Origin of the sequence: Idiomarina zobellii, assembly GCF_900100855.1 — a bacterium.
GTDB classification, from domain to species: Bacteria; Pseudomonadota; Gammaproteobacteria; order Enterobacterales; family Alteromonadaceae; genus Idiomarina; species Idiomarina zobellii.
This window is the reverse complement of record NZ_FNCB01000005.1, coordinates 155,961-169,249: the sequence shown is the minus strand read 5'-3', so window position 1 is coordinate 169,249 and position 13,289 is coordinate 155,961. Positions and strand designations below refer to the sequence as shown.

The following is a 13,289-nucleotide window of genomic DNA, read 5'->3' as shown; positions in this document are numbered from 1 at the left end:
TTAAAGCGGCATCCATGTCGAAATTGGTTTTGGTCATATGTCATCTCTTTTTTGCTTAGTTTAACGAAATGACACAGAATTCTGAACACTACCCAAGTCTTCTCATGTCCACGAAGTACTGGAGGCAATTTCATCCTTGGCTCTTTTCCTCTAATATACAAGCCAATATGTCGCCCCTTGTAATAATGCTTTTGTTGATAAAATTTTTGGTAAGTGACAGGCGCTAAACCTTGCTGCTGAAGCAACTCTTCAAGCCTTTCAAAAAAGCCTGGGCTCTCATTTGCTAGATTTGTCGCTACAACAACATCCGAAAATTCCTCAGGAATATGCACGCCAACTGTCTGCTTAACATTAAAACCTTTGTCTGTAAGCTTTGATATTAACTGAGCTCTTTCTTTATCTGCTAAGCGCTCGGTCGTTAGAAATACCTTTGGCGAAGTACACCCCACGAGAAAAATAAACACAGTCAAAACCGTAAACCACTTCATCTTTTGCCCCCTGTATCTATTTATCCCAATCCGCAAACTTCAGTGGATCCCTTTTTGTTTCCAATCCGTCACAACTTCTTCAAAAATTTGCCCGTAAAACGTTCTTTTTTGAAAGTCAGCCGTTACTTTTCCATATTCAGTTTCGACCTCAGCAGAGTAAACAACTTCACCACTTAACATAGAGGTTAACTGTATTTGAAATAGTTTTTGTTCAGATATTCCATTTATAATTTGAGTCTGGCTACCTGATTGAATAAGCATAGATTCATTTATTGAGTCTGAAGAGATCAAACCGACAAGCAAAACATGGTCAACCTTTTCTCTTTCACTCAACTTTAAAGCATTATCTGGGGAAAAGTTAAAACCCGGTTTTCTGTACCCCTCTGTCGTCAGGCAAGTTATCTTTTGTGAATCCAACGTATCACAAAACTCTTGTTCTTGAAGATTCGCATCGTGATACGAACTGGTCAGAGAAACCACCAAAAGCTTTTCAATTTGCGGGCGGTTAGGAGACACATAGCTATTGAAGTTTTGTACAGCACACCCAGAAAGAACTATCACGGCTAGGACAGCCCCAATCCTTTTATAGATACCCATAATGATTCCCTAATAATTAGCTTGTCAAAAGCTGCCAGTGCACCAATACCTAATCAGCCCCGAACTAAAAGTTTAATAACTTTATCTATCAATACTAATACACCTACCCAACCCACTCAAAGCATACTATCATCGTAACCAATCTCAGGGATAAATAGGCTGTGTAATGGCAAAATCGACTCTCGAACAATGGCGGATGTTTAAAGCGGTAGCTGACCACGGTGGTTTTATGCAGGCGGCTCAGCAGGTGCACAAAAGCCAGTCGAGCATTCACCACGCTGTTAATAAAATGGAAGAGCAGTTAGGTGTTCATTTGTTTGAGGTCGATGGCCGCAAAACGGTGTTAACCCATGCTGGCAAACTCTTGCTACGCCGTATTAATTATCTGCTGTCGGAAGCTGAGCGCTTTGAAAATGTCGCTCAGAATCTGAAAGAGGGAGTGGAGTCCACGCTTAGCATTGCTGTCGATGAAGCTTTCCCGAAAGAAGTGCTGTACGAAGCGTTAGAAAAAGTCTCGGAAGAGTTTCCGCTGGTGCACATAGAGGTTATTGAAACCATATTAACGGGTGCTGATGAGTTGCTGCGGAAAGGCTTAGCAACGGTATCGCTGTCGCCTTTTATGCTCGATAATGAACTGAGTGAGGCACTTAGCGACGTTACCTTTGTTGCGGTATGCGGCACCAATCACACACTTGCGTCAAAAACGTCTGTCACTCTCGAAGACTTAAAGAACAGCCGTCAAATAGTACTGCGAGACTCAGGTATAGAAAAAAGCTCTGACATAGGTTGGCTGGGTTCTGAGCAGCGCTGGACGGTCAGCCACTTAACCACGTCCGTTGAGCTTATTCGCAAAAACCTGGGCTTTGCCTGGCTGCCTGAGTCGGCGGTAAAAGCGCATATTGAAGAAGGCAGTTTAGTGACTTTAAATCTCGAACGCGGCGCTACCCGCTCTATGCCTATTTATCTGAATTTCGAAGACGCGGACAGTGTCGGCCCTGTTGCCAGAAGCTTTATTGGTCACATTCGCTTTCTGACTTAAACACTCTGTTACAAATTACTAACAAAATAACTTCAAGCCTCTGGAGTGCCCGAGTATCATCTAGATATTAGATGAATAAAAGGGACCTCCAATATGAAAAAGTTATTACTTGCGAGCGCTATTAGCTCTGCTTTATTGCTAGCTGGCTGTGGCCAAACAGTTACAGAAACTCCAAACGTTCAAAGCGCTGTTGCCGGTGAGGTGATAAAAAGCCCTAATGATGAACGTGACTATCGCGTTCTGAAACTTGATAACAACATTGAAATTATGCTGGTGTCAGACCCTGAGGTTGATAAATCAGCGGCTTCATTAAGTGTTGGTGTCGGTCTGTTACAAGACCCTAAATCACAACAAGGCATGGCCCATTACCTGGAGCACATGTTGTTTCTAGGCACCGAAAAGTACCCAGATACCAATGGTTACAGCGAGTTTATGAGCAATAATGGCGGTAGCCAGAACGCTTACACCTGGCTGGACATTACTAATTATATGTTCAAAGTGAACAATGATGCGTACGACGAAGGCCTGGACCGCTTCTCAGACTTTTTCAAAGCGCCAAAACTCTACCCGGAGTATGTGGATAAAGAGCGTAATGCGGTCAATGCCGAGTGGTCGATGCGCCGTGAAATGGACTTCTTTGGTCAATTTAAACTCGGTCGCTTGTTGCTTGGTTCACACCCTTCTAATCGTTTTCTTATTGGTAACCTTGAAAGCCTCAGCGATAAAGAAAACAGCCAGCTGCATCAGGAAACTGTCGACTTCTATAACCGTTTTTATTCGTCAAACATTATGAAAGTGGCGATGATAAGCAACCGCTCGCTTGATGAGATGGAAGCGCTAGCGCGTAAGCACTTCGCCAGTATTGAAGATGACGGTATCGATGAGCCTGAAGTCACGGCTCAAATTAACTTTGATGATGTCGGCAAAAAACGCATTCATTACGTTCCGAATGAAGACGTTAAACAGCTGAAGCTTGAATTCATCATTAACAACAATCAAGACCGGTTTAAAGTTAAGCCTAATCGCTATGTAAGCTACTTGCTTGGCTCTGAAATGCCAGGCACTCCCGCTCAGCAACTGAAAGAGGCTGGACTTATTGCCAGTTTAAATGCTTCTGCGCAGCCAAATTTCTATGGTAACTACGGCGTTATGCGTTTAGACATTGAGCTAACAGATAGCGGCATGCAGCAGCGTGAAGAGATTGTCGCGCTTATTATGCAGTACATTGACAAAGTCCGTGCTGAAGGCGTCGATGAGAAATATTTCAATGAAATAAAAACCAGTTTGACGAACCAATTCCGCTTCTTGGAAAAAGGTGACGAGTTTGGTTATGTTTCAAACCTTGCAGAAGCCATGCAAAACTACCCCGCTGAATATGCGATCAGTGCACCATACGAGTACCAGGAGTTTAACCCTGAGGCTATTCGCTCAGTATTGTCGCAGTTAACCCCTGAACGTTTAAGAGTTTGGTACATAAGCCAAGACGAGCCGCATGACAGCGAACTTGACTACTACGATGGTAAGTACAAAGTCACAGACATAACCGCCGGGGAAATTGCGAGCTGGAAAGAAGAGCCGAAAATGGCAATCAACTTACCTAAAGTAAATACGCTTCTTCCAGAGAGCTTCGAGGTTAAGAAAAACGACGCGTTTGAGAAGCCTCAGGTGGTTATTGACGAGCAAGGCCTGCAAGTATGGCAATACCCAAGCCAGCTGTATGGTGACCAGCCACGCGGCATTTTTAACGTTCAAATTAATAACCCTGCGACACTGCATGATATTAAAGCCAACGTTCTAGGCGCTTTGTGGAAAGATTTGTACAACATGAACGTCAGTGCCCTGGATACAGAAGCGAACATTGCCGGCATGAACTTGAGCTTGAACGATACAACGGGCATGACATTAACCGTCTCCGGTTTTACCGATAAACAGCCACAGTTGCTTGAGCGTGCTATTGAAGGTTTAAGCTTTGAGGTTGACCCACAAGCCTTTAAACAGGCCGTTGATCGCTATGTTCGTGCACTAAAAAACAAAGGTCAGCAATTCCCTATTTACCAGAGCTTCGATGCGTACGGGCAGCTAATTCGCGAAGGTGGTTTTGAGCAGTCAGACTTAATCAACACGGCTCAATCGCTCAGCAATGAAGAATTAGAAGCTTATATGGACACTCTGTTAGGTAATAATTTCATTCGTGTGTTTGCGTTTGGTAACTACGACAAGTCCGATTTAACAGAAGCCGCTGAGCGTGTTAGAGCAAGCTTACCTAATGACCGTAACATCACTGATTTTGAAACGGCAAAATTCTGGAAGCCTCAGTCAAACAAAGCAATTGTTTTACGCAAAGACCTCGATGTGGCCGACGTGGCTATCGTTGATGCACACATTCATCCAGAACCAGGTTTCAAAGCTCAAGCAGCGGGGACAGTATTGCAAAGCCACTTCCGCACGGCAGCCTTTGATACCTTGCGTACAGAAGAGCAGCTGGCCTATGCCGTAGGCGCTTTTGCGCCATCACTTGATCATTACGCAGGATTTGGTCTATACATTCAAACGCCGGTTAAGAGCGTGGCGGATATGCAGGCGCGTTTTGACAAGTTCAAAGACGAATACTGGACGCAACTTGAGAAGATGACTGAAGACGAGTTCGCTCAGTTAAAACAAAGTGCGCTGGTAACGTTAAAAGAAACGCCGAAGAATATGCGCGAAGAAGTCGCTCCAATACTGTCAGACTTAGCGCTTGAGCGTTATGACTTTGACAGTAAAGAGCAACTGATTAATGCCGTCGAGAACACGACGCTGGCAGCCGCTAAAGCATTCTATAAAGATACGTTAATGAATCCAGACTCTGCCCGTATTTCCGTACAGCTCCGCGGTAAGAAGTTCGCAGACGAGCCTTATGCAGACTTACCGAATCAAACGGTTGTGGAGGATCTCGCAGAGTTTCATCAAACTATGGAGACTCAATAATTTGGGTTTATAATAGGGTGGTCAAGAGCGACCACCCTATTAAGCTTCTTTTAAACCACGCCTTGTTCAATCATAGCATCGGCTACTTTTCGAAAGCCGGCTACATTGGCACCCAGTACCAGGTTTGACGGATGCCCGAATTCCTCAGCCGTACGTTTCGCGTCTTTGAAAATGTTACGCATAATGCCTTTGAGCTTTTCATCCACTTCTTCAAATGACCAGCGCAACATACTGGCATTTTGCATCATTTCCAGCTGACTGGTAGCAACTCCTCCCGCATTCGCGGCTTTACCCGGACCGTAAGCGGTATTGCTTTCAATGAACAAGTCGACAGCTGCTTGTGTTGACGGCATATTGGCGCCTTCCACCACATATTTGCATCCGTTCTCCAATAGCGATTGGGCGTCTTTCTCGGTCAGTTCATTTTGTGTAGCGCACGGAAATGCGATATCCGCTTTGTAACGCCAGACGGTATGACCATCTTCCGGATAGTCATCTCGTGGCGTGTACTCGGCGTTACTATGAGTTTCTAAATACTCCTCTAAACGCCCATTTTGCTCTTCTTTTATACGTTTTACTAAGTCTAAGTCGATGCCGTTGTCATGGTAAACGGTGCCATTTGAATCACTGCACGTTACTGGTGTCGCACCAAGTTCGTAGAGCTTTTCCATGGCATAAATGGCTACATTACCGGAGCCTGATACCAGGCAACGCTTCCCTTCTAATGAGTCGTCTTTATCGTCCAGCATGCACTCGGCAAAATACACCGCGCCATAACCCGTCGCTTCTTTACGAACAAAGGAACCACCCCAGAGCGTGCTTTTACCCGTAAGGACACCGTCGAATCGATTCGCCAAGCGCTTATATTGACCAAAAAGATAGCCGATTTCCCGTGTTCCGACACCAATATCCCCAGCAGGCACATCTGTATTTGGCCCAATGTGGCGATACAGTTCGCTCATAAACGATTGGCAAAAACGCATGATTTCAGCGTCTGATTTCCCCTTAGGATCAAAGTTTGAACCGCCTTTCCCCCCACCAATAGGCAGGCCTGTCAGAGCGTTCTTAAAAATTTGTTCAAACCCAAGAAACTTAATAATTCCGGCATTAACGCTTGGATGAAAACGCAAACCTCCTTTGTAAGGACCTAATGCCGAATTAAATTCAATACGGTAGCCTTTATTGACCTGTATCTGGCCGTTGTCATCAACCCATGGCACGCGAAACATGACTTGCCGCTCAGGCTCAACCAAGCGTTCAATAATAGCCTGCTCCCGATATTTAGGACGTTCTTCTAACAAAGGCTCTATCGATTCAAGTACGTCTTCCACTGCCTGATAAAACTCTGACTGCGCAGGGCTGGTTTGCTTTAAGGTCTCGATAGTGTCTTTTATATAGCTCATGTGCGCCTCTGTAATTTGAAACTTATCTCTTTAACGTACTCCGTTAAATTTAGATCGCCAAGTGCTTCTTAGTTTTTCAGAACAACCCGATTCCGCCCGGCCTTTTTCGCGGCGTAGAGGTTTTCATCCGCCCGCTTGAGAATACTATCGGGGGTATCGGTTGGTAGCTTAGTCGTTGCCCCTAAGCTGATAGTCACTTTAACGGTCTTTTTGTTACTTTGCTTGCCTCGCTTTTCCTTGCCTTTGCCAGACGTTTCAGGTCTTGATGGGTCCCTCAATGTGAGTGGATAATTAGCCACTTTTGAGCGCACAGTTTCCAACACATCTTTCAGTTTTTCTTCGTTATTGTGTGAGAACACCAGGGTAAACTCCTCTCCCCCGTAGCGGTAGGCTTTGAAACCGCTAACGCTCTTTAATATGCTGCCTAATAACCGAAGTACCTGGTCGCCCACTTCGTGCCCGTAGCGGTCATTAAATTTTTTAAAATGATCAACATCCAGCATGCATACGGCACTGCGCTTGCGTAAATGCTGCAATTCACTCATGAGCGCCCGGCGTTGCGGTAACCCGGTTAGCTCATCTATGTATGCTAGCTTTAACATTCGGTCAGCCAGAGCCAACAGCAGACCGCCGGAAATGGCGAGTACAGCCCAAGTCGAAGCGTCAGTTTGTTCAATGCCAACAACAAAGATCATAAAAGACAACCAGGCCACTAACTGACTCCACCGAAATGCCGATGCGTTTTTATAAAGCAGAACGGTTGCCCAAATACCACCCATTGCTATCATCCACAACGCTAAGCCGATACCTGGCAACTCACCAGAAAGGCTTAACATTTCGGTTGGGTTAAGAATAGCCAAAGCAGCAGCCACCGGTGCTGTTAGCAATAACAATGGCGACAAACCAACTGCGGCAAGTAACAAGAAGCCTCTCGGTGAAAGTAACACCGGCAATTTTATAAACACCAACAGCAACGCCGTTAGCGACAGCCAAACAGGCAGCGCTTCATACAAAACAGAAACATGCTGCTGGCTCAGTGGCTGCTGTAAACCCAATTGAATTAACGCGTAAAAGCCTGCGGTCCAGGCACACCAGTAAAGCCATTGCCACTGCCTGAAAAACCCGGCAATGAGGGTTACTAACCCTAAAGACGCTATAACACTTTCAGGCACAGGCAAGATGACGTCAGCCAATACTGTCGGGGCAAAAAAGCCCAGCACAACCCAAACCACCAGCGGCAAAAACACGACTAAGGACAAACGCAACTCCTGCTAATAACTCAACCGTCTAATGTAGAAAAAAAGATTATAAGTTAACCGCCTTGCAATATGGTTAATCGGCTACTATTTAAAGGTTATCGACTTTCGTCTCAAAAAGACACTTTAGGAGCAACAACATGACATTACGTATTGGCGATACTGCCCCGGATTTTACTATCGATACTACAGAAGGTCCCATTAAGTTTCACGACTGGGCCAAAGACTCTTGGGTCTTTTTCTTCAGCCATCCGGCCGACTACACCCCGGTCTGTACAACAGAAATGGGTCGCACCTCACAATTAGCGCCGGAATTTGAAAAGCGCAATGTGAAACCACTGGGCTTATCTACTGACTCAGTTGACGCACATAAAGGCTGGATAAACGATATTAACGAAACTCAGAATACCGTTCTGGAGTTTCCAATTGTTGCCGACAAAGAGCTGGAAGTGGCTCAAAAATACGACATGATTCACCCGAACGAAAGTGCCACAGCAACGGTTCGCTCGGTATTTATTATCGACCCGAATCAGAAAATTCGTCTCATTATGACCTACCCAATGACGGTTGGCCGTAATTTCAACGAAATTCTGCGCGTTATTGATGCATTGCAAACAACTGATCGCGAAGAAGTCGCATGCCCTGCTGACTGGAAACCCGGCGACTCTGTCATTATTCGCCCCAATGTCAGCGATGAAGACGCGAAAGAGAAGTTCCCACAAGGCTGGAAAACCGTGAAGCCCTACCTTCGTTTAACAGACATTAAATAGCGTCATGCCAAACGCCGAGTCCACATTGGGTTCGGCGTTTATTAATTGACCAGCTAAAGTAAAGCTGCTTAGTTTACGATAATAAGTTATACGACTTTTGTCGAAAGCAAAAAGGCATATTCTATGAGCTGGTTTAATAACCTTCGATTCCGATACAAACTATTAGTACCCATTGTACTTCTGGCAATTGTGCTTATTAGCATTGCCACTGTTAGTGCAGTGAACTTTAAGTCAGTTGCAAACAGCGTTGATGAAATCGCAAGCGAGCACTTACCGGGTCTCAATTTTCTTCTGCAAGCCGACCGAGACCTCCATCAAGCCCAAGTTGCTGAAAGAACATTACTTTCCGTTGAGCCCGGCTCTTCCCGCCAACAACAGCTTATCGACACCCACAACGAAAACCTCGAACAAGCCGAGCAGCGGGTTAACCGATTCTTAAGCCTAACGTCCAGCGCCGAAGAGCGTCGTATGGTTGAGGACTACAAAGCGAAAAACGAAACCTGGACAGCAACCGCTCAACGAGTGATAAAGTTACACCAGCAAGGCAATGTGCAGCAAGCTATTCAGCTTAGTCAAACGGACAGCGGCCCGCAGTTTGAAACCATGCGTAACGTGCTTGATCAGCTCGAGCAGCGTAAAGAAGAGGCCGCTTTAAACCAATCGACAATTATTGAGGGCGTTATTACGCAGAGTAACTGGACGCAAATGGTTGTACTTATTATTGGTTTAGTCATTTGTGTGCTGCTGGCTCTGTTCTTCCCGCCGTTAATTACCAAACCGTTAAACCTAATGTTGGAACGCTTCGAGGACATGGCTAAAGGGGAAGGTGATTTGACGGCTAGGGTTAACCTCGGTAGAAGCGACGAGCTAGGTTTAGTTGCAGACGCTTTTAACGAGTTTGTTGAAAAACTTCAGCAGACTATTTCCAAAATCAATTCTATGACGGAGCAGCTCGCCACATCATCAGAAGAGCTGTCCAGTATTTCAGACCAGTCCAACGCTAGTGTGAAAGAGCAGCACCAAGCGGTTGAGCAAGTCGCAACGGCTATTCATGAAATGTCGACAACGGTTGATGAAATCGCCAAAAGCGCCAATGACGCAGCGACCTCCGCGCGCTCTGCCGACGATCATACCAAACAAGGCCGTGAAGTAGTTAAGTCTACGGTGACGGCGATTAAAAACTTAGCTAACCACGTCAATCAGACCACCCAGACTATATCTAAGGTAGCTGAAGACAGTGACAATATTGGAAAAGTACTGGACGTTATAGGCAGTATTGCCGAACAAACCAACTTGCTGGCGCTAAATGCTGCTATCGAGTCGGCACGGGCAGGCGAGCATGGACGTGGATTCTCAGTGGTGGCTGACGAAGTAAGAACACTTGCCAGCCGAACTCAAGAGTCCACTCAGGAAATTCAGGACATGATTGAGCGGCTACAAACGGCCACAAAAGACGCGGTTAACTCCATGCAAACCGGTAAAGAAGAAGCTGATCACACGGTTGAACGTGCCCAGGAGGCGGACGATTCACTACAATCGATTACTCAGGCCGTCGATGAAATTAACGACATGAACAGTCATATAGCCAGTGCTGCGGACGAGCAAAGTTCTGTAACGGACGAAATTAATCAGAATATTAATACCATTAGCAGTATTTCGGATCAGTCAGCGCAGGCATCGGCTCAAGTTAAGGAGTCCAGCGATAACTTAGCGAAGCTATCGTCTGACTTGCAACGCGAGCTGCGTCAATTCCGAATTAGCTAAAGTTCGTTATTTAGTGACTACTTGGGAACTGCCGAATTGAGCAGTTCCCGGAGTTTTCGGTTTGCGGAGCAAATATCTCTGCGCTATGTATACATCGGGCTTCACTTAACGCGCTGAACTCGCATGCGACGATTAGAACCTTCACGCCCAAAGAAGAATGAGTTAAGTGCACCGCGTTCAATGTAGTAAGCGTCTCCTTCCCAGGAAAAATAGCCACTGTCAGTCTGCTTCCAAACCTGACCATTTTTTAAAGTTATACGCCACTTTCCGTAAGGTCCTTCCTCGCGCTCGGCCAGAGTCACGTTAACGCGCTCGTCTTCAGTTTCTTCTTTCTCTTTATGCTCAAACCCAAAGCGGTCACTTGCACGCTCGCGGCGCTCTTGTGCTTTTTCTTTCATTTCAGCCGCTTTCTGCTTGCCTTTACGGGCCTGCTCCGGAAGCTCTCTGTCTTGACGTTTTCGCTCCCCAGACTGTTCTTTCTTAGCTAAATTGTCGTAACACACCAAACGCTCTAAAGAGTCCTCAATTTCGGCACACGCCTCTAATCCTGACTGCTGAGCAAAACTGGTAGCACTGAAGGCAACCGCTGCCATTCCAACAAACAACTTATGCATGATTCATTCTTCCTATAAATTTGATTCGTTTTAATACGTTAACCTAAGCGTATCGTTTTTTTGGGTTAACTCAAATTCTTTTAATGCGCTCATTCCTAAAAGGATAACGTTTCCGTCCATACCCGGCGTAATAGACGCGTCAACGTTGTTAAGTCGTATTTCACCCAGTTCCAATGTATCAATTTCCGTTCGATAGGTAATAACCCGTCCATTGGCTGTCTGTGACATGCCTTGCCGCCCTTTTTGCAAACCTAATTGACTTGCAAGCCCTTCAGGAACCGCGACCAATGTCGCTCCGGTGTCTAAAAGAAAGGTCACCTGTTGGCCATTTATTTTACCTCTGGCCACATAATGTCCCATACGATTTTGCTCGAGGACAACGGTCACATCCCCACCGTTTCTATGACTTTGAATGTGTGAGTTCGGATTAAACTGCTCCTGTAACTGGTCTTGAAAAAACCAAACTAATAGAGCAATTGCCAGCCCCCACGCAATGAACATGAAGGGCTTTCCAAAAGAATTACCGCCTGCCACTTTTATTGTCCTTTCTCACTATAAGGCAATGTTTGCTTTTCTACTTTATTCGCTAATTCCTGACGCTGTTCATTCACCTCTTCAACTGACCAGCCCTGCAAGTGAGTGTTCACCAACTCTGTTAATGCATCGATATGATCAGGCTCTGCATTCAATGCACTAATGTATTCATAGCGCTCTCCGCCGTTTTCCATAAAGTACTCGCGGTTTTCTTCACCAATTTCTTCAATAGTTTCCAGGCAGTCAGCACTGAACCCCGGACAAAAAACCTGTACCGATTTAACGCCTTTTTTCGGTAAGGCTTTCATGGTCATGTCAGTATATGGCTGCAACCACTCTTCGCGACCAAACCGCGACTGGAAAGTGGTTAAATACTCATCTTGGTTCAAACCGAGTCGTTCTGCCAACAGCCGCGAGGTTTTGTAGCATTCGCAGTGATAAGGATCACCATTTTTCAGGTATCGCAGCGGTATGCCATGGTAGGAGAACAGTAATTTGTCAGCACGCCCATGCTCATTCCAGTGACGCTCAATACGCTTAGCGGCCGCCTCAATAAAAGGAGGGTAATCATGATAGTGGGTCACAAAACGTAATTCGGGCAACCAGCGTCGCTGAGTGAAATCTTTTGCCAACGCGTCAAACGTCGAAGCCGTAGTTGATGCACTGTACTGCGGATAAAGCGGCAGAACCAGCAACTTCCGCACACCTTTTTGCATCATGCGCTCCACGGCCTCCGAAATAGCCGGGCTGCCGTAACGCATGGCAAAGTCGACAACAATATCCTCACCCCAGGTTTCTTTCAATTTTGCTTCTATGCCTTTGGCCTGGTCTTCCGTATGAAATAAAAGCGGTGAACCCCGATCTGTCCAGACCGTTTTATAGGCTTCTGCTGAGCGCTTCGGCCGGATGCGCAAAATAACGCCGTTTAAAATTAACGACCAAAGTAACCGTGGTACTTCTACCACCCGAGGGTCAGACAAAAACTCTTTTAAATAGGGCTTTAGCGCTTTTTTAGTCGGCGCTTCTGGGGTGCCTAGGTTAGTGACAAGCACACCAATTTTGTCAGCTTGGCGGTGAGAAAACGCCGGACTACCACGATATTTCATCAGTTTTACCTTAAAAGTCTGTTCTGCTTAGGGTTTAAAGCCAAATTTACGTAATTTTTAACGGGTTCGATCCCTATTTGCAAAAAAATCGGGTTACACTGCAACGATACACTCAATCGAAACTATTTGCTTGACCCATTTATGGCGACCACATCAACCCGTGAAAAATGGTATATAAAGCTGGCTAACTCACCGCATTCGCTAGTGCTTCTGTTTTTTCTGTCAGCATTAGAAGCCACTATTCTGCCTATCCCGTTAGAGCTTATTTTGGTTCCTTACATGCTGCTTGAGCGAGATCGCATTTGGCTTATTGCGTCTGTGGCGTTAGCTGGCTTTATGGCGGGCTCGGTTGGTGGCTACTACATTGGCTATGCTTTATTTGACACCGTAGGACAATGGTTCATTGACTATTTATCGGCTCAGGAACAGTACGCTGAATTTAAGGAAACGCTCGAAGACAATGGCTTCTGGTCAATATTTGTTGTTGGCGTTACCCCAGTTCCGTTTCAAGTTGCGATGCTAGCCGCAGGGGCTGGCCAGTACCCATTAACTCTATTTTTATTATCTGCCGGCATTGCCAGAGCCTTACGATACTATGTCCTGGCAGCATTGGTTGCCTGGTTAGGTCCGCAAGCAGAAGACGTGTGGCAACGTTACTCAGGCCCTGCCGGCTGGTCCATACTTATTGCTGCGGTTTCTGTTATATTGTTGATACAATTCTTGTAACTAAAACCAATTCAACCGGAGCCCA

At 45.8% G+C, this 13,289-nt stretch carries 12 protein-coding genes; 5 read left to right on the top strand and 7 right to left on the bottom strand.

Going from position 1 to position 13,289, the window contains the following annotated elements:
• Together BLT32_RS07080 and BLT32_RS07075 are read right to left on the bottom strand one after the other, a co-directional pair.
• Nucleotides 1–488, bottom strand: a 488-nt coding sequence (locus BLT32_RS07080) for a hypothetical protein (RefSeq protein ID WP_074668927.1), incomplete at its 3' end; no start/stop codon positions are given.
• A gap of 39 nt (nucleotides 489–527) precedes the next feature.
• A complete protein-coding gene (locus tag BLT32_RS07075; protein WP_053953263.1) occupies nucleotides 528–1,085 on the bottom strand; it encodes a hypothetical protein in 558 nt (185 codons plus the stop codon).
• A 166-nt stretch (nucleotides 1,086–1,251) separates the two neighbouring features.
• Between BLT32_RS07075 and BLT32_RS07070 the strand changes: the two genes are divergently transcribed.
• Both BLT32_RS07070 and BLT32_RS07065 read left to right on the top strand, forming a co-directional pair.
• Nucleotides 1,252–2,124, top strand: a complete 873-nt coding sequence (locus BLT32_RS07070) for a LysR family transcriptional regulator (RefSeq protein ID WP_053953264.1) — start codon at nucleotides 1,252–1,254, stop codon at nucleotides 2,122–2,124.
• A 93-nt stretch (nucleotides 2,125–2,217) separates the two neighbouring features.
• The gene (locus BLT32_RS07065) at nucleotides 2,218–5,091 is read left to right on the top strand and encodes an insulinase family protein (RefSeq protein ID WP_053953265.1); all 2,874 of its coding nucleotides are present in this window, start codon (nucleotides 2,218–2,220) and stop codon (nucleotides 5,089–5,091) included.
• Between the two features lie 50 nt (nucleotides 5,092–5,141).
• Here the strand turns inward: BLT32_RS07065 and gdhA are convergent, their stop codons facing one another.
• Nucleotides 5,142–6,494, bottom strand: a complete 1,353-nt coding sequence (gene gdhA / locus BLT32_RS07060; protein WP_053953266.1) for an NADP-specific glutamate dehydrogenase — start codon at nucleotides 6,492–6,494, stop codon at nucleotides 5,142–5,144.
• A gap of 68 nt (nucleotides 6,495–6,562) precedes the next feature.
• Nucleotides 6,563–7,753 carry a GGDEF domain-containing protein gene (locus BLT32_RS07055; protein WP_053953267.1) on the bottom strand — a complete coding sequence of 397 codons (1,191 nt, stop codon included), beginning with the start codon at nucleotides 7,751–7,753 and terminating at the stop codon, nucleotides 6,563–6,565.
• A gap of 137 nt (nucleotides 7,754–7,890) precedes the next feature.
• Here BLT32_RS07055 and BLT32_RS07050 point away from each other — a divergent pair, with 137 nt between their 5' ends.
• Nucleotides 7,891–8,520: a peroxiredoxin gene (locus BLT32_RS07050; protein WP_053953268.1), complete on the top strand. Its 630-nt coding sequence runs from the start codon at nucleotides 7,891–7,893 to the stop codon at nucleotides 8,518–8,520.
• Nucleotides 8,521–8,643: 123 nt separating this feature from the next.
• Entirely contained in the window at nucleotides 8,644–10,284 is a 1,641-nt protein-coding gene (locus BLT32_RS07045) for a methyl-accepting chemotaxis protein (RefSeq protein ID WP_053953269.1), read from the top strand.
• A 101-nt stretch (nucleotides 10,285–10,385) separates the two neighbouring features.
• Here the strand turns inward: BLT32_RS07045 and BLT32_RS07040 are convergent, their stop codons facing one another.
• From BLT32_RS07040 to hemH, 3 genes are read right to left on the bottom strand one after another with little or no spacing between them, the layout of a single operon-like run.
• On the bottom strand, nucleotides 10,386–10,898 hold the full coding sequence (locus BLT32_RS07040; RefSeq protein ID WP_053953270.1) for a type VI secretion system-associated protein TagO: 513 nt from the start codon (nucleotides 10,896–10,898) through the stop codon (nucleotides 10,386–10,388).
• A gap of 30 nt (nucleotides 10,899–10,928) precedes the next feature.
• Nucleotides 10,929–11,399, bottom strand: coding sequence for a retropepsin-like aspartic protease family protein (locus BLT32_RS07035; RefSeq protein WP_235443962.1), 471 nt, complete (start codon nucleotides 11,397–11,399; stop codon nucleotides 10,929–10,931).
• 35 nt (nucleotides 11,400–11,434) lie between these two features.
• Nucleotides 11,435–12,538: a ferrochelatase gene (gene hemH / locus BLT32_RS07030; protein ID WP_053953272.1), complete on the bottom strand. Its 1,104-nt coding sequence runs from the start codon at nucleotides 12,536–12,538 to the stop codon at nucleotides 11,435–11,437.
• Nucleotides 12,539–12,679: 141 nt separating this feature from the next.
• On the opposite strand from hemH, the gene BLT32_RS07025 reads away from it, so the two are divergent.
• Nucleotides 12,680–13,264: a YqaA family protein gene (locus BLT32_RS07025; protein ID WP_053953273.1), complete on the top strand. Its 585-nt coding sequence runs from the start codon at nucleotides 12,680–12,682 to the stop codon at nucleotides 13,262–13,264.
• The last annotated feature ends 25 nt before the right edge of the window (nucleotides 13,265–13,289 follow it).

Excerpts from the sequence above, each read along its gene's own strand:
- BLT32_RS07075 (WP_053953263.1), bottom strand. The coding sequence starts at position 1,085 with ATGGGTATCTATAAAAGGATTGGGGCTGTCCTAGCCGTGATAGTTCTT.
- BLT32_RS07070 (WP_053953264.1), top strand. The coding sequence starts at position 1,252 with ATGGCAAAATCGACTCTCGAACAATGGCGGATGTTTAAAGCGGTAGCT.
- BLT32_RS07065 (WP_053953265.1), top strand. The coding sequence starts at position 2,218 with ATGAAAAAGTTATTACTTGCGAGCGCTATTAGCTCTGCTTTATTGCTA.
- gdhA (WP_053953266.1), bottom strand. The coding sequence starts at position 6,494 with ATGAGCTATATAAAAGACACTATCGAGACCTTAAAGCAAACCAGCCCT.
- BLT32_RS07050 (WP_053953268.1), top strand. The coding sequence starts at position 7,891 with ATGACATTACGTATTGGCGATACTGCCCCGGATTTTACTATCGATACT.
- BLT32_RS07045 (WP_053953269.1), top strand. The coding sequence starts at position 8,644 with ATGAGCTGGTTTAATAACCTTCGATTCCGATACAAACTATTAGTACCC.
- BLT32_RS07040 (WP_053953270.1), bottom strand. The coding sequence starts at position 10,898 with ATGCATAAGTTGTTTGTTGGAATGGCAGCGGTTGCCTTCAGTGCTACC.
- BLT32_RS07035 (WP_235443962.1), bottom strand. The coding sequence starts at position 11,399 with ATGTTCATTGCGTGGGGGCTGGCAATTGCTCTATTAGTTTGGTTTTTT.
- hemH (WP_053953272.1), bottom strand. The coding sequence starts at position 12,538 with ATGAAATATCGTGGTAGTCCGGCGTTTTCTCACCGCCAAGCTGACAAA.
- BLT32_RS07025 (WP_053953273.1), top strand. The coding sequence starts at position 12,680 with ATGGCGACCACATCAACCCGTGAAAAATGGTATATAAAGCTGGCTAAC.